A 21,413-nucleotide genomic window follows, 5' to 3' on the forward strand; every position below is an offset into this window, starting at 1 on the left:
GCCGGTTGGGCGCAGGGAAGGGAGGTGCCCCCGCTGCGAGCGGGAGCACCGGCGCGATCAATCTTCGCGGCTGGTGACTTCCACCAGGTGATAGCCGAACTGGGTCTTTACCGGACCCTGGACCTGATGCAGCGGCGCGCTGAACACCACGGTGTCGAATTCCTTGACCATCTGGCCCGGGCGGAAGGTGCCCAGGTCACCGCCCTGGCGGCTGGAGGGGCAGCTGGAGTTGTCCTTGGCCACCTGGGCGAAATCGGCGCCCCCTTCGATGGCGGCTTTGAGTTCGTTGCACTTGGCTTCGCTGGAAACCAGGATGTGGCGGGCAGAGGCTTTGGCCATGGGAGAGACTCCTGTTGAATGAGCCGGCGAGCCTACTCCAATCACCCTTGCAAGCAAACTGCCATCCGTTCCTCGGCTGGCCACCGGTCTGGCTTGCGCCCCGGATTCAGGCCGGGTACATAGCGCTTCCGTCTTTTCCGGATCCGCTCACGCATGTCCCGTTTCCCTGCCTTGTCCCTGCTGCTGACCACGACCTTGCTGAGCCAGGCCGCCCTGGCGGCGACGCCCGAAGAGGCGCGTCTGGTCAGCCTGATCAACGCCTATCGCGCCGCCCCCCAGGGTTGCCCGGGCACCCGCGCCGCCGCACCGCTCGCCGCCGACAATCGCCTGGCGGCGGTACGCCTGAGCGGCCGCGATCGCCTGCAGAGCGATCTGCGTGCTGCGGGTTATCAGGCGTCAGCGGTGCAGGTGATCATGCTGGCCGGTGCCCCTACCGCCCAGGCGGCCATGGCCGGGCTGCGCCAGCAGTATTGCCGGCCGCTGGCCAGTAGCGACTATGCGCAGATCGGGGTGAGTCAGCAGGGTCCGCGCTGGCAGCTGGTGCTGGCGCGTCCGGTGGTGAGCGCCGGCCTGGGCGACTGGCAGAGCGCCGGCAAGGCGGTGCTGGCCGAGGTCAATCGCGCCCGGGCCCAGGCGCGCACCTGCGGCACCCGGCGTTTTGCCGCGACCACCCCGCTGCGCTGGAATCCGGCGCTGGCCAATGCCGCCCTGGCCCACAGCCAGGACATGGCCGGTCGCGACTACTTCTCCCATACCGCCCCCGGCGGCGGCACCGTGGCCGAGCGGGTGGGCAAACAGGGCTACGGCTGGACCCGCATCGGTGAAAACATCGCCGCGGGCGCCGGTTCGGTCAGCCAGGCCATGCAGGGCTGGCTGGCGAGTCCGGGCCACTGCGCCAATCTGATGAATCCGGAATTCACCGAAATGGGCGCGGCCTATGCCCTGAATCCGCGGAGCACCCACAGCCTCTATTGGACTCAGGTGTTCGGTCGGCCGCGCTAGGCTCTGTACGAAAAGTGCCTGCACTCGGTGATGCGTCGTTGAAAAAGCCTTCGGAATGCTCATTTACCACTCGTAAACTCCGCTTCCTCAGGCTTCTTTTCGCCTCGCCTGACCTTCGCTCGGCGACCTTTCGCGCAGAGCCTAGGTCGGGTACTCGGCGATCTCGATCAGGTTGAGGTCGGGATCGCGGACATAGACCGAGCGAATCGGTCCGGTGGCGCCGGTGCGAGCCACCGGGCCTTCGATGATCGGCCAGCCCTCGCGCTGCAGATGGGCGATCACCTGGTCCAGCGGCTCCTGGGCGATGAAGCAGAGGTCGAGGGCGCCCGGCACCGGCAGGTGCGCCTTGGGTTCGAATTCGTGCCCCCGCTCGTGCAGATTGATCTTCTGGTTGCCATAGCGCAGCGCCTTGCGCCCCGCGCCAAAGGTCTCCAGGCGCATACCCAGCACCCGGGTGTAGAAATCCTCGCAGGCGGCGAGGTCGATGGTGGTCAGGACCAGATGATCCAGATGGTCGATCAGCATGGTGGACTCCGCTTCGGGCCTGGCGTCCCACTGTGCCAGTCCCGGATGCGGTGCGCCATTACTTGCCGTGGGCCTTGATCCAGCGATTGAGCTGGTCGATTTCCTTCTGCTGGGCCTGGATGATGTCCTCGGCCAGCTTGCGCATCTCCGGGTCCTTGCCGTGCTGCAGCTGATAGCGGGCCATGTCGACGGCGCCCTCGTGATGGGCCAGCATGCCCTTGGCGAAGGCCAGGTCCGGGTCCTTGGCCTTGAGGCCTTCTTCCATGCCCTGGTGCATGGTCTCCATGCTCTTCTGCATGTCCTGGTGGGCCGGGTGCTGGGTCTCGGCGGCCTGGGCGACGCCGCCGGCGAGCAGACTGAGGGCGAGCAGGGTGGAGGAGAGGACGATACGCATGGGGGAGGCTCCTGACTGGGCTGGTGACGCCGAGGCTAGAGCTTGCCCCTGGGGTAAGGTCAATCGTCCGGCGCGTTTCGCTCGGAGCTTCGTCCAGGCAAAAGGTTTCGCGATGTTTTGTCGCAGCGCTAGGCGATCGGCGTGCTGCTCCCGGGTAAAAAAGCGCCACCGATCAGGCGGTTGGCCGCTTCGGCCAGGCGATTGCCGCTGTCAGGCGCAACTGCGGGAGGTTGTGATGGTCCGAATCGACAGCGTAGAATTTTTACTACATTCAATTCCAATCCCTACCTACGGCAGACTTCTCGCTCGCGACCCGGCGTCGCAGGCGGGCCAGGCCTTTGCTCGTGGGTTTTTGTCGTCGGCTTTCTGACCGAGAGTCGCCATCCACCCTTTCGCTCTGGAGTAGAAGACCCCCCATGGATGCTACCGCCGAAGCCCGGAAGCCCAGCTGGTCCGGTGTCATCGCCCTGGCCCTGGCCGCCTTCATCTTCAACACCACGGAATTTGTTCCGGTGGCGCTGCTCAGCGACATCGGGCGCAGCTTCGACATGCGCCCCTCGCAGGTCGGCTTGATGCTGACCATCTATGCCTGGGTGGTGGCCCTGATGTCGCTGCCGATGATGCTCGCCACCCGCTCCATCGAGCGGCGCCGGCTGCTGGTGTTCGTCTTCATCGTGTTCATCGCCTGCCACGGCCTCTCCGGGGTGGCCTGGAGCTTCGAGGTGCTGGTGGCCAGCCGCATCGGCATCGCCTTCGCCCATGCGGTGTTCTGGTCGATCACCGCCTCGCTGGCGGTGCGCATCGCCCCGGCCGGCAAGCAGACCCAGGCGCTCGGCCTGCTGGCCACCGGCACCTGCCTGGCCATGGTGCTGGGCATCCCGCTGGGCCGGGTGCTGGGTGAATTGCTGGGCTGGCGCTACACCTTCGTCGCCATCGCGGCGCTGGCGGTGGGCACGGTGCTCTGGCTGGCGCGCAACCTGCCACTGCTGCCCAGCGAGAATTCCGGTTCCCTGGCCAGCCTGCCGGTGCTGTTCAAGCGCCCGGCGCTGCTGTGCATCTACCTGCTCACCACCCTGGTGGTGACCGCCCACTTCACCGGCTACAGCTACATCGAGCCCTTTGCCGTGGAGGTGGCCGGCATGGGTGGTATGCAGATCACCGCCTTGCTGCTGCTGTTCGGCGGCTCCGGCGTCATCGGCTCGCTGCTGTTCAGCCGCTACAGCCTGAGATTCCCCAATGGCTTCCTGATCGCGGCCATCGCTGGCATCGCCCTGTCGCTGCTGTTGCTGCTGCCGTTCGCCTGGAAGAGCTTCATGCTGGAGGGCCTGAGCGTCATCTGGGGCATCGCCATCATGAGTTTCGGCCTGGCGCTGCAATCCAAGGTGCTGGCCCTGGCCAAGGACGCCACCGACGTCGCCATGGCGCTGTTCTCCGGGATCTACAACGTCGGCATCGGCGGCGGCGCCCTGCTCGGCAGCGTGGTGGGGACCCATGTCGGCATGCCCTACGTCGGCCTGGTGGGCGGCAGCCTGGCGGTGGCCGGTCTGCTGTTCGCAGTGTTCATGACCCGGCGCTACGCCGAGCAACTCAACGCCAATCCGCTATAAGGCCCGCGGGCGCCTCTTCGGCGAGGCCCCCCGGCCGCGCGACCCAGGGGTCGCGAACTGTCTACCGGGCCGCGTCCGCCAGCCATGGAGCGGCCCGGGGCGAAGCGCTAAGCTGCGGGCACCTGGCGCTCCGGCCAGGCTGCCGGATGCGCTCGCCATGAATCGACTGCTGTTCAATCTCTTCGTCTGGACCAAGGTGCCCATCGCCAAGATCGCCGGCCTGCGCCTGCGCCACCTGGACGATGCCGGCTGCCAGATGCAGGTCACCCATGGCTGGCTGAACCAGAATCCCTTCAAGAGCATGTTCTGGGCGGTGGAGGGCATGGCGGCGGAATTTTCCACCGGCATCCTCGCCGACCGGCACATCCGCCGTTCCGGCAGCCGCTACGCCATGCTGGTAGTGGCCATGAGCGCGACCTTTAGCAAGAAGGCCGTGGGCACCATCGTCTTTCGTTGCGACCAGGGCGCGGCCATCGCCGCGGCGCTGGTGCGCGCCCGGGAGACCGGCAAGCCGCAGCAGGTCGAGCTGCGCAGCATCGGCACCGACGAAAGCGGTGAGCAGGTGGCGGAATTCTTCTTCACCTGGAGCTTCAAGGCGCGGGCGCCGCTGGGGACGTCCCGGTAGGAGCGACTGTCTTTCTTTATCGTGGCCATGATCGCGGCCATGGCGGTCCGCCGATGCGGCCGTTCTGGCTTGGACTATCGCGGCCATGGGCCGCTCCTACAGGAGCATCATTTCCCTGTAGGAGCGGCCCATGGCCGCGATCGGTAGCGCGACCGCTGGCAACTTTCCGCGCCGCCTAACGCCCGAAGCGCCCACTGCGCCGCTCGCCGCGACCCTGGCGGCGGCCGCCCTTGCCCTGGCCCTTTTCCTGGCCACGCGGCCGGCGTCGACGGGACAACTCCCGGGTGATGGCGTCGTTGAGCAGGTCGCGATGGTCCTGGCCGCGTTCCAGGGCCGGAAACAGCTCGGGCAGGCTGCGGGACAGGTGCAGATAGGTCTCCACCACGTGCAGGGCGCTTTCCAGTCCGGCGAGATCGGTGCCCATGGGGATGCGCGGCAAATCCACCGGCTCGCCCCGCGCGACGATTCTCAGCCAGCGCTGGGCCTGGCTGCTGGCCGGGCCTTCCAGGCCGCCACGGATCGGCGTGCAGGCGAAGATCCAGCGCAGCTGGAAGTCGATGCCGGGCAGGTCGATCAGCTTGATCCACTCGGCCAGCTCGTCGGGCAGTACCGAGACGAAGGCGTCGCCATAGTTGATGTTGCGATTGAAGGTCAGCCAGGTGCGCAGCAGGCTGGGCTCCTCCATGAACTCGGACAGCGCGCGCAGGTGCTCCAGGCTCGGCCGCACCTGGAACTGGTGCAGGTCAACCGGATCGTCCGGGCTGTGGAACAGCCGCTTGATGTTGCGCAGCACATGGGGTTCGAGCGCGGTGATCTCGCCCTCGGCATGATGACCGAACCGTCCGGCGCGCCCACCGATCTGCTTGACCTCCTGCACCCGCAGCGGCCGGTTCTCCACCCCGTCGAATTTCTCGTCGGTGTAGAAGCACAGGGTATGGGCCGGCAGGTTGAGGCCCATGCCCACCGCATCGGTGGCGACCATGATCTCGGTCTCGCCTTCGCGGAAGCGCCGCGCCTGTTCCCGCCGCACCTCCGGCGAGAGGGCGCCATAGACCACCGACACCCGGCGCCCGGCCATCTCCAGCAGGCCCTTGAGTTCCAGCACCACCCGACGGCTGAAGGCCACCAGCAGCGAACCCGGTTCCAGGCGCTCCAGGGTGGTGGCGTGGCGCGCCACCGTGACCGGCGACAGGCGTTTGGTGGGCTTGATCTCCAGGCGGTCCTCGCACAGCTCGCAGAGGGTGCGCAGCGAGGGTTCGATCAGCGCCGGGCCGGTCATCAGCAGGCGCTTGGTGTGGGCGCTGACCAGGGCATCGACCCAGGCCCAGCCGCGCTGCGGATCGGCCAGCATCTGCACCTCGTCGACCACCACCACCTCCCACTGCTGGCGGCGGAAGCGGGCGAATTCCTCCACGGTGCAGCAGAAGTGGGTGGCGCCCGGGCGGATGATCTCCTCCTCGCCGGTGACCAGCGAGCAGGGCACGCCGAGGGACTCCAGGCGCTCCTGGTTTTCCAGGGCCATCAACCGCAGCGGCGAGAGGTAGATGGCATGGGTCACCGCCGCCATGGCCTCGATGGACCTGTGGGTCTTGCCGCTGTTGGTGGGGCCGAGCAGGGCGGTCCAGGTGCGGGTCAGGCGGCGGGCCGGATAATTCTGATGGTACTGGCCGAAGCGCGGATTGTTTTCCAGCAGAACGGCGAAGGCCATCTTCTCGCGCTGCTGGGTCACGGCGTGGCGCAGCGCGCGGCGCAGCTTGTCGGCTTCCAGGCGCATCAGCTCCTGCAGGCGCGGCGTGCCCAGCTGGTGCAGATCGAAGTCCAGGGCATCGGCTTCGCCCACCAGCACGGCGAAACGCTCGCGCAGGTCCGCCTCGGCTTCGGCCCTGAGCGCGGCGACATCGGCGTCACTCAGCAGTCGGCCCTGGTTGGCCGCCAGCCGCCGGGGGATCTCCAGGCGAATGTCCTCGTGGGTCAGCACCACGTTGAATCTCAATTCGTGGCGCGTTTCGTTGAGCACCTCCACCGCCCGCGGCAAAAAGTCGTCCAGGCGGATCAACGCCTGGGGCACCCGCTCCAGCACCCGCTGGCGATCCTCGTCGGCCATCTCGGCGAAGGGCGCCGCCAGAATGCCGAGGCGCTCGCGCACGGCATCGCCCAGACGCTCGCTGACCGCGGCGGCAAAGGCCTCGGCCGAAGCGCTGTCGGCCAGATTCAGCGCCCAGTGGGGTTCGAGTAATTCGCTCGCCGCGCCGCCGGTAAAGAGCTTTTCGCTGCCGAAGACATCCACCGGATAGCCGAAGGTCTTGCCGGCATTGAGCAGCGTCTGGCCCAGCAGGCTGTCGGGATCGGGCGCGCTGCCGACGGCTACCGCGGTGGCTTCGTCGAGACCCAGCCAGAAGGCCTTGGCGATACGACCCAGGTGCGGCAGGGGATAGCCCGAATAGGGTTTGAACCAGAGTTCCTGGTGCTGCTGCTTGGCGACGAAGTCGGGATGGGTGCGGCCGGCCCAGTCGAGGAAGCGCTGCAGGCGTTCGAGGCGGCGTTGCTTGCGGAGGTGGTGATCGCTCATGCGGGTAGAGGCTTTCCTTGGGGACTATAGGGCATGGGACCCCGGCCAGGGCCACGGGGTCACCCGGAGGCGCGCCATTCGGCAGATAGGGGGCACGTGGCTACGTCGGCGCAGTCTCCATCAGAAGGGTGACGTCTGCTACCCGTTCTTCCTTCTCTGTTCTGGATCACGCTACCCACATGACTTTTCTCGTCTGGGTCGGGGTATTGGGATCGCTGTTGATGATCCTCGCCCTGACCTCCGCCTACCTGCGCTGGCTACCGGTCACCACCTCGGTGGTCTGCCTGGCCTTCGGCATGCTCATCAGCCCCATCGGCCTGGGCCTGGCCGAGGTCGACTTCCAGCAATCGGCGACCTGGATCGGCCACCTCACCGAGGTGGCGGTGCTCTTTTCGCTGTTTGTCAGCGGCCTCAAGCTGCGCCTGTCCTTTCATCGCTCTTCCTGGCACGGCGCCTATCTGCTGGCCGGGCCGGTGATGATCTTCAGCATCGCCGGGGTCTGCCTGGTCGCCCACTACCTGCTCGGTCTGCCCTGGGGCGTGGCCCTGCTGATCGGCGCCATCCTCGCGCCCACCGACCCGGTGCTGGCCGGGCTGGTGCAGGTCAACCACGCTCAGGATTTCGACCGGGTGCGCTTCGGTCTCTCCGGCGAGGCGGGCCTCAACGACGGCACCGCCTTTCCCTTCGTGCTGCTCGGTCTGCTGCTCCTGCAGCATGGCGAACTCCAGTGGGGCTGGACCCTGGAGTGGTTTCTCAAGAATGTGGTCTGGGGCGTACCGGCGGGCCTGCTGCTGGGCTATGTCATGGGCAAGGGGGTCGGGCGGCTGATGATCTTCCTGCGCACGCGGCATGGCGACAGCACCATCTCGCCCAACGATTTCCTCGCCCTGGCGCTGATCGCCCTGTCCTATGTGCTGGCCGACGAGATCGGCGCCTTCGGCTTTCTCGCGGTGTTCGCCGCCGGCCTGGGCCTGCGCCAGGCCGAGGTACAGACCTCCGGTAATGCGGAAACGCCTTCCGAGCAACTGGCGCAACCGGTGATCGGGCATCTCACCGGAGCGCCGGAGCGTGCCACGGTGGCCAACGCCGAGGACATCGAGGAGCCGCGCATGGCGGCTGGGGTGATGATGGGCGACATGCTCGCCTTCGGCAGCCTGGTGGAGCGCTCCTTCGAGGTGCTGCTGGTGACCCTGCTCGGGGTGGTGCTGATCACCCATTGGGACAGCCGCGCGCTGCTGCTGGGCGCCTTGCTGTTCGTGGTGATCCGCCCGCTGGGCGTGGCCAGCATGCTGCCCTTCACCCGCATCGATCGCCACCAGGGTGCGCTGATCGGCTGGTTCGGCATCCGTGGCATCGGTAGCCTGTATTATCTGTGCTACGCGCTCACGCATCAGGTCACGGCCGACTGGGCCGGGACCATCGTCGACCTGACCCTGTCGGTGGTGGCCTTGAGCATCGCGGTCCACGGGATTTCCATCCAGCCGCTGCTCGACCGCTACGAGCGCCTCACTGCCCGTCGCGAGGGCTCGGCGAGACCCTGAGCTCGTTTGCGACCTACACCGGAGGACGCATGTACTACGGCGAACGTCTCAATGCCTGGACCCATCTGGTCGGTGCCCTGCTGGCCCTGGCCGGCGCCATTGCCCTGGTGGTACTGGCCAGCCTGCAGGGCGATCCCTGGCGCATCGTCAGCGTGGCCATCTATGGGGTCGCGCTGGTGATCCTCTACAGTGTCTCGACCCTCTACCACAGCGTGAAGGGGCGGGCGAAACGCCTGCTGCAAAAGCTCGATCACCTGTCGATCTACCTGCTCATCGCCGGCAGCTACACGCCGTTCTGCCTGGTGACCCTGCGCGGTCCCTGGGGCTGGACGCTGTTCGGCATCGTCTGGGGCCTGGCGCTGATCGGCATGGCGCAGGAGCTCAAGCCGCGTTCGGAGGCGCGCATCCTGTCGCTGGTGATCTACGCCACCATGGGCTGGATCGTGCTGGTGGCGGTGGGGCCGTTGCTGGACCGCCTGGGCGGCGAGGGCTTCGCCTGGCTGGCGGCCGGCGGGGTGCTCTATACCGTCGGCATCCTCTTCTTCGTCTTCGACGATCGCTTCCGCCACTGGCATGGCATCTGGCACGGCTTCGTCATGGCCGGCAGCGCCCTGCATTTCGTGGCCATCCTCAGGTACGTGCTGCCGGCGCCCTAGGGCGGTCTTGAGGGGCTCGTCACAGATAGGATGGCCGCTGGCCATCCCTGGCGAACCTCCCGGGGGCGCCCGGGTTCAGAGCTAGCTGAATCCACTCCCCGAGCGTTGCTTTCCCGAAAACCAAGAAAAAGAGGAAGGTGAAACGTGTTCATCCGTCCCAGATCCCTCGTGTTGCTTCTGATACTTGCCTGCACCGCCTGCCAGGAAAAGGACGCCAAGACCGTCGCGGCACCGGTCAAGAAGGAAGCCGGCTTCGAACAGCGCGGCAAGGCCTCCTTCTACTCGCGCAAGTTCCACGGCAAGGAAACCGCCAGTGGCGAGACCTTCAACAACAACGAACTGGTCGCCGCCCACAAGACCCTGCCGCTCGGCACCCGGGTCAAGGTGACCAACCTGGAAAATGATCGCGCCGTGGTGGTGCGCATCAACGACCGCGGGCCCTATATCCGCGGCCGCATCATCGATCTCTCCCGCGCCGCTGCCCGGCGGGTGGACATGGTCGACGACGGCACCACCGCAGTAAAGGTGGAAAAGCTGGAGTAGCGCCTTTAGCGCGGCCAGACCACCTGATCCTTGCCCTGGCGCTTGGCCTGATAGAGGCCTTCGTCCGCTCGGCGCAGCAGCTCGTTGAGCGACAGCTCCGGCGCGAGGCGCAGCGCTCCGGCGCTGAAGCGGATGCCCAAGGGGGCTGCCTCGGCCAGGCGCTCGCGCAGGGTTTCCAGCAGGTGGCTGATCCTTGCCTCATCGAGGCCGCGGATCAGCAGGCCGAATTCCTCGCCGCCCAGGCGGCCGCCCTCCAGTCGCGGATCTAGTCGATCGAGTTCCCGCGCCGTGGCGACCAGCACCTCATCGCCCACCTGATGGCCGTGCCGGTCGTTGATCTCCTTGAAGTTGTCGATGTCGAGCATGACGAAATGCCTGGCTTCCCGTCCGCTCTCGCCCCGCGCCGCGTCCAGCTGTTGCAGGAGCTTGCGGCGGTTGGCGATCCGGGTGAGTTCATCGGTTTCCGCGAGAATCCGATAGCGCTCCTTGAGCCTGAAGGTCCGTCGCATCCACTGGCTGTTGGCGTGGTTGTAGGCGATGCCGATTGCCAGGGCGACACTGACCAGCAGCCCGACCAACTGCTCCGGCATCGCGCTGGGTATCAACCGGTCCTGACCGATGAAGAGGATGAAGCCGGCGCCGGCCAGGGTGATGAGGTAGTGGGAGAGGCGGTAGGTCAGGCCGCAGGTGCCCAGGATGATGATGAGGGCGACGGGCAGGTTCCAGTAGTGACCCACGGCGCCGCCATCCTGGATCTGGATGCGGAAGGCGAGGGCGAATGCCCAGATGTTGCCGGTAAAGGTCAGACTCATCATGCGTGCGCTGCGCGCCACGCTGAGCAGGGCGCTGATCGCCAGCAACAGCAGCATCAGCGCGAAATAGCGTCCCTTGTAAGGACTGCCGATCAGCGGATTGCACCACAGGGTCAGCGGCCACATCGCCAGCATCAGCGGCTGCAGCACCAGCAGGGGCGTGCGCAGCACCCGCCGGACGTGCTGTTCATAACGAATCTCGTTGTCCATCGACATCTCGAAAGGGGGTAAGGCCGATGGGCGATGACAAATCGGCCGGTGGCTCGGCCAGGGTGTGTCACTGTAATGGCTAAGTGCCATAGCTTCCAGTGCTCCAGCGTCGTCGTTGCGCGGCTTAGAGCGGTTTGCCGATGATTGGCATGACTGTATGGCCAGCCCGGTGCGGCACTGTATCTGGTCGAACGGCAGAGTCGCGGCCAAGAATCCTTGGATCGACAGCAAGCCCTTGGTAGCTCCCATGCACCTCGCCATCCTCACCTTCGAAGGCTTCAACGAACTGGACTCCCTCATCGCCCTGGGCCTGCTCAATCGCATCAGGCGCCCGGACTGGCGGGTCTCGCTGATGGCGCCGACCCCCTTCATCACGTCCATGAACGGCGTCCGCCTGGAGCGCCAGGCCGGCTTCGACGAACTGACGGACTGCACCGCCGTGCTGGTGGGCAGTGGCAGCCGTACCCGGGAACTGGCGCGAGACGCCGCGCTGCTGGAACAGCTGGCGGTGCTCGATCCCGGGCGCCAGCTGATCGGTGCCCAGTGCTCCGGGACGCTGCTGCTGGCGTGCCTCGGCCTGCTCGACGGCGTACCCGGCTGCACCGATCTCACCACCAAGCCCTGGGTGCAGGAAGCCGGCATCGAGGTGCTGAATCAGCCCTTCTTCGCCCGCGGCAACCTGGCCACCGCTGGCGGCTGCCTGGCTTCCAGCTACCTGGCGGCCTGGGCCATCGCCAGGCTGCTGGGCCGTGACGCGGCGGCCGAGGTGCTGCATTACGTGGCACCGGTGGGCGAGAAGGAGGACTATGTGCAGCGCGCGCTCGGCAATATCGAGCCCTATCTCAGCCATCCATCCCGGGAGGTCGCCTCGGTATGCTGAAGATTCTTGGTCGCGTCTCTTCGATCAACGTACGCAAGGCGCTCTGGTGCCTCGATGAACTGGGCCTGGGCTATGAGCGTGAGGACTGGGGCGCCGGCTTTCGCTCGGCGCAATCCGCCGAGTACCTGCAGTGGAATCCCAACGGCCAGATCCCGGTTCTGCTGGATGGCGACTTCGTGCTCTGGGAGTCCAACAGCATCCTGCGCTACCTGGCCAATGCCCATGGCGGCGAGGCGCTTTATCCTACCGCTCCGCGCGCCCGGGCGCGGGTCGATCAGTGGCTCGACTGGCAGGCCTGCGAACTCAATCCGGCCTGGAGCTATGCCTATCTGGCGCTGGTGAAGCAGCAGCCACCGGAACCCGATCCGCAACGCCTGGCGCAAGGCATCGCCGCCTGGAACGGGCGCATCGCCATTCTGGAGGCGCACCTGGCGCAGCACGGTCCCTATGTGGCCGGCGAGTCCTTCAGCCTGGCCGACATCGCCCTGGGCCTGTCGCTGCACCGCTGGCGCAGCACCCCGATGGAGCGCATCGCCGCGCCGGCCATCATGGCCTATCTCGAACGCCTGGCCACCCGCCCGGCCTGGGCCTGCTATGCGAGCGATGCCACGCCCTGAGGCCTAGAGCCGCGCGGCGACCTCGGTGGTCGCCAGCAGATGCTGGAAGCCTTCCAGCAGTGCGGTTTCCGCCTGGGTCATGCGCTGTTCGCGGTGCCAGAGCAGGTGCACGTCGACATCGGCCACGCCCTCGCTGGGCGGCAGGCGCCAGAGTTCGCCGGCGGCCACCTCGTCGGCCACCACATGCTGGGGCAGACAGCCGATGCCGTAACCGGCGCCGACCAGGCGGCGGATTTCTTCGAGGCTGGGCGAGGAGGCCACGATACGTCCGGTGAAGCCCTGCTGATCGCGAAAGATGGTGAGCGGCGAGAGGCTGCCGCCAATCTGGTCGCTGGTGAAGCTGACGAAGTTTTCGCCCTGCAGATCGGCCAGCGACAGGCCACTGCGCCCGAACAAGGGGTGGCGGCGTCCGCAGAAGAAGGCGTAGCGCTGCTGCAACAGCACGCGCTGCTCCAGCTTGGGCTGAGGAATACGGCAGAGGGCGAGGCCCAGGGTCGCGGTCTTCTGCAGCAGGGAGCTGATGATGTCCGAGCTGCGCATCACGTCGATCTCCAGTTCTACCCGTGGAAAGCGACGGTGGAAGTCGGCGAGGAAGTCGTCGTAGCAGCGCGACTGGATGCGGCTGATGGTGAGCATCCGCACCTTGCCCACCACGGTTTCCGTCGAGCGCTCCAAGGCAGCGCCAAGGCGGGAGACGTTGCCATAGAGGTCGCTGGCGATCCGGGCCACCTCTTCGCCGGCCTCGGTGAGGGCGAAGCGCGGCCCACGGCGAATGATCAGCGCGCGATCGAGTTGTTCCTCCAGCCGCTTGAGGGCCTGGCTCACGGCTGGCTGAGTCAGGTGCAGCCGTGCGGCCGCACGACTCACGCTGCCTTCCTGGACGATCACCAGATAGGTGCGCAGGAGATTCCAGTCCAGCCGATCGTTGAGAAAACGCCGGCCCTCGGGCAAGGGCGCGGGGGAGAGCGGTTCATCCTGATTATTAGCCATGTTTATAGATAAGTATAAGAATTAGAAAATTGACTAATCTTAGCCCGCCAAGGGATAACGACGTCAAGGCGCCCTAGAGCGTCCTCGATCCTTCTTCCTCTCCTGCCCAACAAGAACGATACCCCCAGGAGTGCTGCGTCCATGTCGCCCTGATCGCCCCTGCCCATTGCTCTCCGTGCGTCCGGCCTTCCAATCCGCCGCGCCGCCTCTCTTTCCGGCAGTCGATAGGAGCACCCTGCATGCCGTCCACCTCTCCTCGTCGCCAACCCAGACGCGCCGCCGCCGCTGCCTTCGTGGGCACCACCATCGAGTGGTACGACTACTACATCTTCGCCACGGCCGCCGCGCTGGTCTTCGGCCAGTTGTTCTTTCCTTCCGAAGACCGCTTGCTGAGCACCCTGGCTGCCTTCGGGACCTTCGCCGTAGGCTTCTTCGCCCGACCTCTGGGTGGCCTGGTCTTCGGCCATATCGGCGACCGCATCGGCCGCAAGAAATCCCTGATCGTCACCCTGCTGATGATGGGCGTGGTCACCGTGCTCATCGGCATTCTGCCCACCTATAGCCAGGCTGGCGTCTGGGCGCCGATCCTGCTGATCCTGTTGCGGGTGGTGCAGGGCATTGCCGTGGGGGGTGAATGGGGCGGCGCCGTGCTGATGGCCGGCGAGCATGCACCTGCGGGCCGTCGTACCTTTTTCGCTTCCTTCGCCCAGTGGGGGAGCCCGGCCGGCCTGATCCTGTCGATCATTGCCTTTCGTAGCGTCACCAGCCTGCCGGAAGAGGACCTGCTCAGCTGGGGCTGGCGCCTGCCGTTTCTGGCCAGCGCGCTGCTGCTGGTGGTCGGGCTGGCCATCCGCCTGGGCGTGGATGAATCCCCCGAATTCGCCGAGATGAAGGAGCGCCAGGAAACGGTCAAGGCGCCGGCGGCCGAGGTGCTGCGCAGCGCCTGGCGTCCGTTGCTGCTGTGCATCGGTGCCAATACCCTGGGCATCGCCGGCGTCTATTTCACCAACACCTTCATGCTCAGCTACACCACCCAGGTGCTGGAGTTGTCGCGCTCGCTGATCCTCGATTGCCTGCTGTTCGTCGCCCTCATCCAGTTTCTGGTCCAGCCGCTGGCCGCATTGTTCGCCGAGCGCCTGGGCAGCGCCCGTTTCCTGCTGTTGATCGCGGCCCTTGCCATGGCCTCGCCCTATCCGATGTTCGTGCTGGTCAAGACCGGCTCGGCGCCGCTGATCGTGCTGGGAATCGCCCTGGCGGCGGCCTGCATGGCGTCCTTCTATGCGGTGATCGCCGGTTTCGTCAGTGGTGTCTTCGCTACCCGGGTGCGCTACACCGCCATCTCCATGGCCTACCAGATCTGTGGCGCCATCGCCGGTGGCCTCACACCCATGATCGGCACCTTGCTGGCTCACCGCTTCACGGGCGAGTGGTGGCCATTGGCGGTCTTCTACTCCCTGCTGGCCGGTCTGTCGCTGCTGTGCGTGGCCGCTCTGGCGCGCCGTCGGGAAGCGACCGCCCATGTCTCTCCCGCCTGAACACAAGGAATCCACCATGTATCGAATCGATGGCGAGCGTCTCTGGCAGAGCCTTGCCGCCATGGCCGAGATCGGCCCTGGCGAAGCCGGCGGCAGCAGCCGGCTGGCCCTGAGCGAAGAGGATCGCCAGGGACGGGCACTGTTCAGCCAGTGGTGCGCGGCCGCCGGTCTCAGTCTGACGGTGGACCGCATCGGCAACCTGTTCGCCCGTCGTCCGGGCCGTGATGACCAGGCCGCGCCGGTGGTCATGGGCAGTCATCTGGACACCCAACCCAAGGGTGGGCGCTTCGATGGCGTCTATGGGGTGCTGGCCGGTCTCGAAGTGATGCGCAGTCTGAACGATGCCGACATCCAGACCGACCGCCCCCTGGAAGTCGCCGTCTGGACCAACGAGGAGGGCGCCCGCTTCACCCCGGCCATGCTGGGCTCCGCGGTTTTCACCGGGCAACTGCCGCTGGCCGAGGCCCTGGCGACCTGCGACCGGGATGGCATCTCCGTGGCCACCAGCCTGGAGCGCACCGGCTATGCCGGCGACCAGCCGCTGGGGCGGACCTTCGACGCCTATTTCGAGGCTCATATCGAACAGGGTCCGGTCCTCGAAGACGAAGGCCTGGCCGTGGGGGTGGTGACCGGGGGCCAGGCGATCTGCTGGCTCGACGTGTGCGTCCAGGGCACCGCGGCCCACGCCGGCACCACCCCCATGGCCCGGCGCCGGGATGCCCTGTTCGGCGTCGGCCGGATGCTGGCCGCGCTGGAGGATCTCGCAACTCGCTTCGGCGACGGACTGGTCACCGTGGGTCAACTGGACGTGGCGCGCTCCTCGCGCAACACCATCGCCGGCGAGGTGCACTTCACCCTGGACCTGCGTCATCCCCAGGACCAGACCCTGGCGGCGCTGGAAGCCGCCGCGCGGGAATGCCTGGCCGCCGTGGCCGCCGAGCGCGGCTTGTCGCTGGACGTCCGGCGGCACTGGCTGAGTCCTGCTACCCCCTTCGCCGCCGACTGCGTCGCCGCCGTGCGCGATGCGGTCCAGGCGCTGGGCTATCCCCACCGCGACATCATCAGCGGCGCCGGTCACGACGCCATCCACCTGGCCAAGCACTGCCCCACGGCGATGATCTTCATCCCCTGTGCCGGCGGCCTGAGCCACAACGAGGCCGAGTCGGCCAGCTTCGATGACGTCCGTCGCGGCGCCGACGTCCTGTTCAATGCCGTGCTGGCCCGCGCGGGCCATCAGGAGAGATGACATGAAGACCTTTTTCCATCCCGATCAGCGCCTGCATCATCCGCGCAGCTACCTGTCCCGTGGCCAGATGCGCACCCCCCAGGAGGTGCCGGCCCGCCTCGACGCCTTGCTGGCCGCGGTGGAGCGACTGGGCTATCCCCTCGAACAGCCGGCGGATCACGGTCGCGCGCCGCTGCATGCCGTGCACGGCGAGTCCTATGTGACCTACCTGGAGAATGCCTATCGCGACTGGCACCAGGTACCCGAGGACTGGGGTGACGAGGTGATGTCGAACATCTATATCCGCGAGAACAACCCGCTGCGTGGCATCCTCGGCCAGACCGCCCGCTACCTGGCAGACGGCAGTTGTCCGATCGGCGCCCAGACCTGGGCCGCCGTCTATGGCTCCGCCCAGAGCGCGGTCGCCGCGGCGCGCTGCGTACGAGATGGCGCGCCAGCCGCCTATGCCCTCTGTCGTCCACCCGGGCACCATGCCCGTGCCGAGGCGGCCGGTGGCTTCTGCTACCTGAATGGCGCCGCCATCGCGGCCCAGGAGTTGCGCGCGCGCTTCGCCCGGGTCGCCATCCTCGATACCGACATGCACCACGGCCAGGGCATCCAGGAAATCTTCTACGACCGGGATGACGTCTGCTACCTGTCGATCCATGGCGATCCGACCAACTTCTATCCGGTGGTGGCCGGTTTCGCCGATGAACGCGGCAGCGGGCGGGGCGAGGGCTGCAACCTCAATCTGCCAATGCCCCACGGCGCCTCCGAGGCGGACTTCTTCGCCCGGCTGGATCAGGCCGAGACGGCACTACGTGAATGGGCGCCGGACGTGCTGGTGCTGTCCCTCGGCTTCGACATCTACGAAAACGATCCGCAGTCCAAGGTGGCGGTGAGTCAGGCGGGATTCGGTCTGCTGGGCGGAAGGATCAAGGCCCTGGGGCTGCCCACGGTGATCGTGCAGGAAGGGGGATACGACCTGGAAACCCTGAGCGACAACGCCGAGCGCTTCTTCCGCGGTTTCGACGGTCGGTGACAGCCGGCCCCCGACGCCAGTGCCGGGGGCTCACCTGATCAGGCGAACACGAAATACTTGCGCACCGTCTCGACCACTTCCCAGGTGCCCTTCATGCCGGGTTCGACGACGAAGATGTCGCCGGCTTTCAGGTGGAGGGGCTCCTGGCCATCGGGGGTGATGATGCAGTAGCCCTCCTGGAAGTGGCAGTACTCCCACTTCACGTAGTCGACGCGCCACTTGCCGGGGGTGCAGATCCAGGTGCCCATGATCTTGCTGCCGTCATCGGAGGTGTAGGCATTGAGATTGACGGTATGGGGCTCGCCCTCGATACGCTCCCATTTGCAGGCATCGACCACGGGCAGGGGTTGGGTGTCGCGCAGAACGGTGATGGGCGGGTTGGCCATGGCGGCTCTCCTGGTGATGGAAGCCGCCAAGGGTGAAGGGTCGCCCCGAAGCTGGGTTGTCCAGGGTCGACACCTAACGGTGCATTTGCGCTGTCCGAGCGGCTAGCGCTCCACCTGCCGATTCCAGCGGGCGTTCCACTGCGGCCGCACCTTGTTCACTTCGTCCCAGTCGATGGTCACGGCGGTCTTCAGGTAGTTCTGCATGGCTTCCACCTGGCCGCGGGTCTTGTCGGTGGTGGGGGTGTTGGGGTTGGACGGGATCTGGTCGCCCAGTTCCAGCGCCGGCGCCTGGGCCTCGGGGGTCAGCAGGTATTCCGCCAGTTGCTGGGCCAGCTCGGGCTGGTCGTTGTTGGCGGTCACGCACTCGGCGACGTTGAGCACCACGGCGCCTTCCTTGGGCGGGGCGTATTCCACCGGGATGCCCTTGAGCTTGAGCGCGGTGACCTGGGTGGGCGTGAGCGGGAACAGCGCCGCCTCGTCGGTCTGCACCATCTCCGAGAGCTTGGCCGAGCTGGGTATGTACTCCAGCACATTGGGGCCGACGGTGGTGGACCAGGCCTTGAAGCCGGGGTCGACGTCCTGCTCGGTGCCGCCCTTGAGCCGGTTGAACATCAGGAAACCATGCAGCCCGAAGGTGGACGAGGACAGCGACTGGAACACCACCTTGCCCTTGTACTTGGGATCGGCGAGGTCCGCCCAGGAGGTCGGCGCCGCCCAGCCCTTGTCCTTGAACAGCCGGCTGTTGTAGGCGAGACCGGTCACGCCCAGGCTGACGGCGGCTGCCTGGTCCTTGATCTTGGCCTTTTCGGGGATCTGCGCCAGGGCCGCGCTGGGCTTGAGCGGACTGCACAGATTCATGCCGATGGCGCGGTACATGATGCCGTCGTCGAGAAACATCACATGGATCGGCGGCTTCTGCGGACTGGCCTGGACCTTGGCGAGGATGTCCGCCGAGGTGCCGGGCACGATCACCACCTTGACGTTGTGCGCCTTCTCGAAGGCGGGCAGCACGCTGTCGGCATAGAGGCGCTCCATGGTGCCGCCATTCATGCCGAGGTAGAGCGTCGGTTCGGCCACGGCGGCCAGGGGCAGGCCGGCGAGGGCCACGAGCAGGGCAGGGGTCAGGCGCATGTTTGGGAACTCCTGGGCTGGGATGGGAAACGGGCGATGGAAAAGGCCTGCAGGCTGTGCCGGGGGGCGCCCTGCAGGATGCACTCGGCCAGGGCTTCGCCAGCCGCCGGCCCGATCTGGAAGCCCGCGCCGGCAAAGCCGAAGCCGTGCAGCAGGCCGGGGGTGGTGAGACTGGGGCCGAGCACCGGCTGGTGATCCGGCAGATAGCCCTCGACGCCGCTCCAGGTGCGGATGGCCTGGGCACCGCTGAGGGCCGGATAGAGTTCGGCGGCGTTTCTCAGGATGTCGAGGATGGCCAGCTGGCCGGGGCGGGCGCGGTCGGCGTCGAGGGCGAAACCGCGCCCGCCGCCCAGCACGCAATTGCCCCGCGCCACCTGGCGGGCATAGATGCCGCCGCCTTCTACGCCGGTGCTGGCGGTCATGAACGGCGGCAGCGGTTCGGTCACCAGCATGGCCGGATGGGCCGCGGTGAGAGGGACCGGCTCGCCGAAGCGGGCGGCCAGCTCCGCCGCCCAGGCACCCGCGCAATTGAGCAGCCAGGGCGCGCTCAGGGTCAGGCCGCTGTCGGTGCGGAGCTGGAAGCGCTGGCCGTCGTGCTCGACCGCGGTCACGGCGGTCCGTTCGAGGATGCGGGCGCCGGCGCGGGCAGCCGCCTGGGCGAAGGCCGGGGAGACCAGGCGCGGATTGGCGTGGCCGTCCTCCGGGCAGAAGGAGGCGCCCACGGCGATGTCGCCGACCCAGGGAAAGCGCCGGCGCAATTCGCCCCGGTCGAGCAGTTGCAGATCGAGGTCGAAGCCCTGGCTGGCCTGGGCATAGGCCTGCAGGGAGGCGAAGTCGGTGTCGCTACGGGCCAGTTTGAGGTGGCCGGATCTGAGGTATTCGCCATCGGTACCCAGCAGGTCCCGCAGACCGCCCCAGATCTGATGGGCGCGACTGGACAGCGGCAACTGCACCAGCGGGCGGCCCTGGCGGCGTACCCCGCCGTAGTTGACGCCACTGGCCTGGGCGCCGCAGAAGTTGCGTTCCAGCAGGGCGACGCGCTGGCCGCCCTGGGCCAGGAACAGCGCCGCGCTGCTGCCGACGATGCCACCGCCGATGATCAGGACATCCACGTCCAGCCGGCTCATGGCGCCAGCTCCACGCCAAAGGGCAGCGGCTTGATCGGCGCCTGGGCGCGCAACCGGCCGATCTGGTCCAGCGGGCGACCACTGGCGCAGGCGATCAGCTCGGCCGCGGCGGCGCCGCAGATGCGCCCTTGGCAGCGGCCCATGCCTACCCGGCAGGTGGCCTTGACCCTGTTGATCTCCCAATGGCCTTGGGCCACGGCGGCGCGGATCTCGCCGGCGCTGACCTGTTCGCAGCGACAGACCGTGACTTCGTCCGGCGCCTTGGCCGCCCAGTCCGCGGGGAAGGGAAAGGCCCGCTCCAGGCCCTGACGAAACACCTCGAAGCGCGCCAGGCGTGCTTGCAGGGTCTGGATGCGCGTTCTGTCCACCGGCACGCCGCGATCGTCCAGCAGACTCAGGGCCGCCAGTTCGCCCGCCAGTTCGGCGGCATCGGCGCCCTGGATACCGGCGCCGTCGCCGGCCAGGTAGACCCCGGTCTGACTGCTGCGTCCACCCGGATCCCGCACCGGCAACCAGGCGCGATTGAGGTCACTCCAGGCGAAGTCGCAGCCCAGCAGGTCGGCCAGCTGGGTTTCGCTGCGCAGCGTCTGGCCAAAGCCCAGGGCGTCGCATTCCAGCCGGTGCGCCTCGCCATCAGCGGCGCGCCAGCGCACGGCAGCCACCCGGCGTTCGCCTTCGACGGCGAGGAGTTCGGCCCCCTGATGCACGGGTACGCCGTGCAGCGCCAGCCAGCTGCGGTAATAGAGGCCCTTGGCGAAGGTGGCCGGTTGACCGAGCAGGGCCGGGGTGGCCGCGGCCTGGTCGCGGAAGGGCGCGCTGTCCAGCACCGCCAGCGGCTTGGCCCCGGCCTTGGCGTATTGATAGGCGACCAGATAGAGCAGCGGGCCGGTACCGGCCAGCACCGGGCGGCTGCCGATGGCGCAGCCCTGGAACTTGAGCGCCACCTGGGAGGCCCCCAGGCTGTAGACGCCGGGCAGCGTCCAGCCCGGCACCGGCAGGATGCGGTCGGTGGCGCCGGTGGCGACGATCACCTGGTCGAAGGCCAGGCGATCGACATAGCGGCCCTGGCTCAGGGTATCCAGGGCGCGCGCTTCGGCATTCCACACCAGGGTGTCGGGTCGATAGTCCAGCTGTGCCTGCACGGCTTCCAGCGCGCCGTGCAGCGCCTGGGCCTTGCCGGCTTCGAAGCCGTACAGCGCCTTGCTCGGCCGCCGGAAATTGCCCGGTTGCTGGCGATAGATCTGGCCGCCGCCGCGCGCGCTTTCGTCCAGCAGCACCGGCGCAAGGCCATGGGCGACCAGCGTCTGGGCTGCGCGAATGCCCGCCGGTCCGGCGCCCACCACCACGACGGCGCTCACAGCGGCCGCCCCGGATCGCGGCTGACCTGCTGGCCCGCTTCGAGAAAGGTGGCGCAGGCGCGCACCCGGCGGCCGTCGGCCAGGCGCACCCAGCAATCCTGGCAGGCGCCCATCAGGCAGAAACCGGCGCGGGGTTCGCCGCCGAAATCGCTGCCGCGCAGGTGATCGCTCTGGGTCAGGATGGCGGTGAGCAGGGTGTCGCCCTGCAGGCCCTCGGCCGGCTGGCCGTCGAGGGTGAAGGCCAGGGTCGGGCGGTCGCGTTCGGCCACCCGCTTGAGCAGTGCCATGGAGGGATCTCG

General features: G+C 67.4%; 22 protein-coding genes. 11 read left to right on the forward strand and 11 right to left on the reverse strand.

Features of this window, described 5'->3' with window-relative positions:
• Positions 1–57: 57 nt before the first annotated feature.
• Positions 58–339: a peptidylprolyl isomerase gene (locus tag QKY98_RS16745; RefSeq protein ID WP_007160531.1), complete on the reverse strand. Its 282-nt coding sequence runs from the start codon at positions 337–339 to the stop codon at positions 58–60.
• Positions 340–492: 153 nt separating this feature from the next.
• On the opposite strand from QKY98_RS16745, the gene QKY98_RS16750 reads away from it, so the two are divergent.
• Positions 493–1,341 carry a CAP domain-containing protein gene (locus QKY98_RS16750; RefSeq protein ID WP_144957700.1) on the forward strand — a complete coding sequence of 283 codons (849 nt, stop codon included), beginning with the start codon at positions 493–495 and terminating at the stop codon, positions 1,339–1,341.
• A 141-nt stretch (positions 1,342–1,482) separates the two neighbouring features.
• On the opposite strand, the gene QKY98_RS16755 is transcribed toward QKY98_RS16750, so the two are convergent.
• Together QKY98_RS16755 and copM are read right to left on the reverse strand one after the other, a co-directional pair.
• Positions 1,483–1,863, reverse strand: a complete 381-nt coding sequence (locus tag QKY98_RS16755; protein ID WP_027598987.1) for a VOC family protein — start codon at positions 1,861–1,863, stop codon at positions 1,483–1,485.
• A gap of 61 nt (positions 1,864–1,924) precedes the next feature.
• Positions 1,925–2,260: a CopM family metallochaperone gene (gene copM, locus QKY98_RS16760; protein WP_027598986.1), complete on the reverse strand. Its 336-nt coding sequence runs from the start codon at positions 2,258–2,260 to the stop codon at positions 1,925–1,927.
• Between the two features lie 416 nt (positions 2,261–2,676).
• Between copM and QKY98_RS16765 the strand changes: the two genes are divergently transcribed.
• On the forward strand, positions 2,677–3,867 hold the full coding sequence (locus tag QKY98_RS16765) for a sugar transporter (protein ID WP_007160527.1): 1,191 nt from the start codon (positions 2,677–2,679) through the stop codon (positions 3,865–3,867).
• Positions 3,868–4,024: 157 nt separating this feature from the next.
• The gene (locus QKY98_RS16770; RefSeq protein ID WP_284671277.1) at positions 4,025–4,492 is read left to right on the forward strand and encodes a DUF4442 domain-containing protein; all 468 of its coding nucleotides are present in this window, start codon (positions 4,025–4,027) and stop codon (positions 4,490–4,492) included.
• A gap of 175 nt (positions 4,493–4,667) precedes the next feature.
• Here QKY98_RS16770 and QKY98_RS16775 read toward each other — a convergent pair whose 3' ends face one another.
• Positions 4,668–7,061: a DEAD/DEAH box helicase gene (locus QKY98_RS16775; protein ID WP_284671278.1), complete on the reverse strand. Its 2,394-nt coding sequence runs from the start codon at positions 7,059–7,061 to the stop codon at positions 4,668–4,670.
• Positions 7,062–7,240: 179 nt separating this feature from the next.
• Here QKY98_RS16775 and QKY98_RS16780 point away from each other — a divergent pair, with 179 nt between their 5' ends.
• From QKY98_RS16780 to QKY98_RS16790, 3 genes are all read left to right on the forward strand, one after another.
• Positions 7,241–8,602 (forward strand): cation:proton antiporter, encoded by a 1,362-nt coding sequence (locus tag QKY98_RS16780; protein ID WP_284671279.1) that lies wholly within the window; start codon positions 7,241–7,243, stop codon positions 8,600–8,602.
• A gap of 29 nt (positions 8,603–8,631) precedes the next feature.
• Positions 8,632–9,258: a PAQR family membrane homeostasis protein TrhA gene (gene trhA, locus QKY98_RS16785; protein WP_007160523.1), complete on the forward strand. Its 627-nt coding sequence runs from the start codon at positions 8,632–8,634 to the stop codon at positions 9,256–9,258.
• Positions 9,259–9,402: 144 nt separating this feature from the next.
• Positions 9,403–9,801, forward strand: coding sequence for a septal ring lytic transglycosylase RlpA family protein (locus tag QKY98_RS16790; protein WP_007160522.1), 399 nt, complete (start codon positions 9,403–9,405; stop codon positions 9,799–9,801).
• Positions 9,802–9,806: 5 nt separating this feature from the next.
• On the opposite strand, the gene QKY98_RS16795 is transcribed toward QKY98_RS16790, so the two are convergent.
• Positions 9,807–10,823 carry a GGDEF domain-containing protein gene (locus QKY98_RS16795; RefSeq protein ID WP_284671280.1) on the reverse strand — a complete coding sequence of 339 codons (1,017 nt, stop codon included), beginning with the start codon at positions 10,821–10,823 and terminating at the stop codon, positions 9,807–9,809.
• Between the two features lie 247 nt (positions 10,824–11,070).
• Between QKY98_RS16795 and QKY98_RS16800 the strand changes: the two genes are divergently transcribed.
• Both QKY98_RS16800 and QKY98_RS16805 read left to right on the forward strand, forming a co-directional pair.
• The gene (locus QKY98_RS16800) at positions 11,071–11,703 is read left to right on the forward strand and encodes a DJ-1/PfpI family protein (protein WP_284671281.1); all 633 of its coding nucleotides are present in this window, start codon (positions 11,071–11,073) and stop codon (positions 11,701–11,703) included.
• Positions 11,697–12,320 (forward strand): glutathione S-transferase family protein, encoded by a 624-nt coding sequence (locus tag QKY98_RS16805; protein WP_181085296.1) that lies wholly within the window; start codon positions 11,697–11,699, stop codon positions 12,318–12,320. The genes QKY98_RS16800 and QKY98_RS16805 overlap by 7 nt, the downstream gene beginning before the upstream one ends.
• Positions 12,321–12,323: 3 nt before the next feature.
• On the opposite strand, the gene QKY98_RS16810 is transcribed toward QKY98_RS16805, so the two are convergent.
• Positions 12,324–13,310, reverse strand: a complete 987-nt coding sequence (locus QKY98_RS16810) for a LysR family transcriptional regulator (protein ID WP_051119454.1) — start codon at positions 13,308–13,310, stop codon at positions 12,324–12,326.
• A 239-nt stretch (positions 13,311–13,549) separates the two neighbouring features.
• Here QKY98_RS16810 and QKY98_RS16815 point away from each other — a divergent pair, with 239 nt between their 5' ends.
• Genes QKY98_RS16815 through QKY98_RS16825 form a run of 3 tightly spaced genes read left to right on the forward strand, consistent with a single transcriptional unit; the run spans position 13,550 to position 17,112 of the window.
• On the forward strand, positions 13,550–14,845 hold the full coding sequence (locus QKY98_RS16815; protein WP_007160515.1) for an MFS transporter: 1,296 nt from the start codon (positions 13,550–13,552) through the stop codon (positions 14,843–14,845).
• A gap of 16 nt (positions 14,846–14,861) precedes the next feature.
• Positions 14,862–16,091 (forward strand): Zn-dependent hydrolase, encoded by a 1,230-nt coding sequence (locus QKY98_RS16820; RefSeq protein WP_197851439.1) that lies wholly within the window; start codon positions 14,862–14,864, stop codon positions 16,089–16,091.
• Between the two features lies 1 nt (position 16,092).
• Complete coding sequence (locus QKY98_RS16825; RefSeq protein ID WP_284671282.1) at positions 16,093–17,112, forward strand: histone deacetylase family protein; 1,020 nt, start codon at positions 16,093–16,095, stop codon at positions 17,110–17,112.
• A 38-nt stretch (positions 17,113–17,150) separates the two neighbouring features.
• Here the strand turns inward: QKY98_RS16825 and QKY98_RS16830 are convergent, their stop codons facing one another.
• From QKY98_RS16830 to QKY98_RS16850, 5 genes are all read right to left on the reverse strand, one after another.
• The gene (locus QKY98_RS16830) at positions 17,151–17,498 is read right to left on the reverse strand and encodes a cupin domain-containing protein (RefSeq protein WP_284671283.1); all 348 of its coding nucleotides are present in this window, start codon (positions 17,496–17,498) and stop codon (positions 17,151–17,153) included.
• 102 nt (positions 17,499–17,600) lie between these two features.
• Positions 17,601–18,629 (reverse strand): ABC transporter substrate-binding protein, encoded by a 1,029-nt coding sequence (locus QKY98_RS16835; protein ID WP_074584654.1) that lies wholly within the window; start codon positions 18,627–18,629, stop codon positions 17,601–17,603.
• Complete coding sequence (locus QKY98_RS16840) at positions 18,620–19,756, reverse strand: NAD(P)/FAD-dependent oxidoreductase (protein WP_027598978.1); 1,137 nt, start codon at positions 19,754–19,756, stop codon at positions 18,620–18,622. The genes QKY98_RS16835 and QKY98_RS16840 overlap by 10 nt, the downstream gene beginning before the upstream one ends.
• Positions 19,753–21,114, reverse strand: a complete 1,362-nt coding sequence (locus tag QKY98_RS16845) for an FAD/NAD(P)-dependent oxidoreductase (protein ID WP_284671284.1) — start codon at positions 21,112–21,114, stop codon at positions 19,753–19,755. The genes QKY98_RS16840 and QKY98_RS16845 overlap by 4 nt, the downstream gene beginning before the upstream one ends.
• On the reverse strand, positions 21,111–21,401 hold the full coding sequence (locus tag QKY98_RS16850; protein WP_007160508.1) for a (2Fe-2S)-binding protein: 291 nt from the start codon (positions 21,399–21,401) through the stop codon (positions 21,111–21,113). Before QKY98_RS16850 ends, QKY98_RS16845 begins: the two co-directional genes overlap by 4 nt.
• Between the last annotated feature and the right edge of the window lie 12 nt (positions 21,402–21,413).

Origin of the sequence: Pseudomonas sp. HR1 (assembly GCF_030175875.1) — a bacterium.
GTDB lineage: Bacteria > Pseudomonadota > Gammaproteobacteria > Pseudomonadales > Pseudomonadaceae > Chryseomonas > Chryseomonas oryzihabitans.

Excerpts from the sequence above, each read along its gene's own strand:
- QKY98_RS16795 (WP_284671280.1), bottom strand. The coding sequence starts at position 10,823 with ATGGACAACGAGATTCGTTATGAACAGCACGTCCGGCGGGTGCTGCGC.
- QKY98_RS16850 (WP_007160508.1), bottom strand. The coding sequence starts at position 21,401 with ATGGCACTGCTCAAGCGGGTGGCCGAACGCGACCGCCCGACCCTGGCC.
- trhA (WP_007160523.1), top strand. The coding sequence starts at position 8,632 with ATGTACTACGGCGAACGTCTCAATGCCTGGACCCATCTGGTCGGTGCC.
- QKY98_RS16835 (WP_074584654.1), bottom strand. The coding sequence starts at position 18,629 with ATGCGCCTGACCCCTGCCCTGCTCGTGGCCCTCGCCGGCCTGCCCCTG.
- copM (WP_027598986.1), bottom strand. The coding sequence starts at position 2,260 with ATGCGTATCGTCCTCTCCTCCACCCTGCTCGCCCTCAGTCTGCTCGCC.
- QKY98_RS16815 (WP_007160515.1), top strand. The coding sequence starts at position 13,550 with ATGCCGTCCACCTCTCCTCGTCGCCAACCCAGACGCGCCGCCGCCGCT.
- QKY98_RS16780 (WP_284671279.1), top strand. The coding sequence starts at position 7,241 with ATGACTTTTCTCGTCTGGGTCGGGGTATTGGGATCGCTGTTGATGATC.
- QKY98_RS16840 (WP_027598978.1), bottom strand. The coding sequence starts at position 19,756 with ATGAGCCGGCTGGACGTGGATGTCCTGATCATCGGCGGTGGCATCGTC.
- QKY98_RS16820 (WP_197851439.1), top strand. The coding sequence starts at position 14,862 with ATGTATCGAATCGATGGCGAGCGTCTCTGGCAGAGCCTTGCCGCCATG.
- QKY98_RS16805 (WP_181085296.1), top strand. The coding sequence starts at position 11,697 with ATGCTGAAGATTCTTGGTCGCGTCTCTTCGATCAACGTACGCAAGGCG.
- QKY98_RS16810 (WP_051119454.1), bottom strand. The coding sequence starts at position 13,310 with ATGGCTAATAATCAGGATGAACCGCTCTCCCCCGCGCCCTTGCCCGAG.
- QKY98_RS16745 (WP_007160531.1), bottom strand. The coding sequence starts at position 339 with ATGGCCAAAGCCTCTGCCCGCCACATCCTGGTTTCCAGCGAAGCCAAG.
- QKY98_RS16750 (WP_144957700.1), top strand. The coding sequence starts at position 493 with ATGTCCCGTTTCCCTGCCTTGTCCCTGCTGCTGACCACGACCTTGCTG.
- QKY98_RS16800 (WP_284671281.1), top strand. The coding sequence starts at position 11,071 with ATGCACCTCGCCATCCTCACCTTCGAAGGCTTCAACGAACTGGACTCC.
- QKY98_RS16830 (WP_284671283.1), bottom strand. The coding sequence starts at position 17,498 with ATGGCCAACCCGCCCATCACCGTTCTGCGCGACACCCAACCCCTGCCC.
- QKY98_RS16775 (WP_284671278.1), bottom strand. The coding sequence starts at position 7,061 with ATGAGCGATCACCACCTCCGCAAGCAACGCCGCCTCGAACGCCTGCAG.
- QKY98_RS16765 (WP_007160527.1), top strand. The coding sequence starts at position 2,677 with ATGGATGCTACCGCCGAAGCCCGGAAGCCCAGCTGGTCCGGTGTCATC.
- QKY98_RS16770 (WP_284671277.1), top strand. The coding sequence starts at position 4,025 with ATGAATCGACTGCTGTTCAATCTCTTCGTCTGGACCAAGGTGCCCATC.
- QKY98_RS16825 (WP_284671282.1), top strand. The coding sequence starts at position 16,093 with ATGAAGACCTTTTTCCATCCCGATCAGCGCCTGCATCATCCGCGCAGC.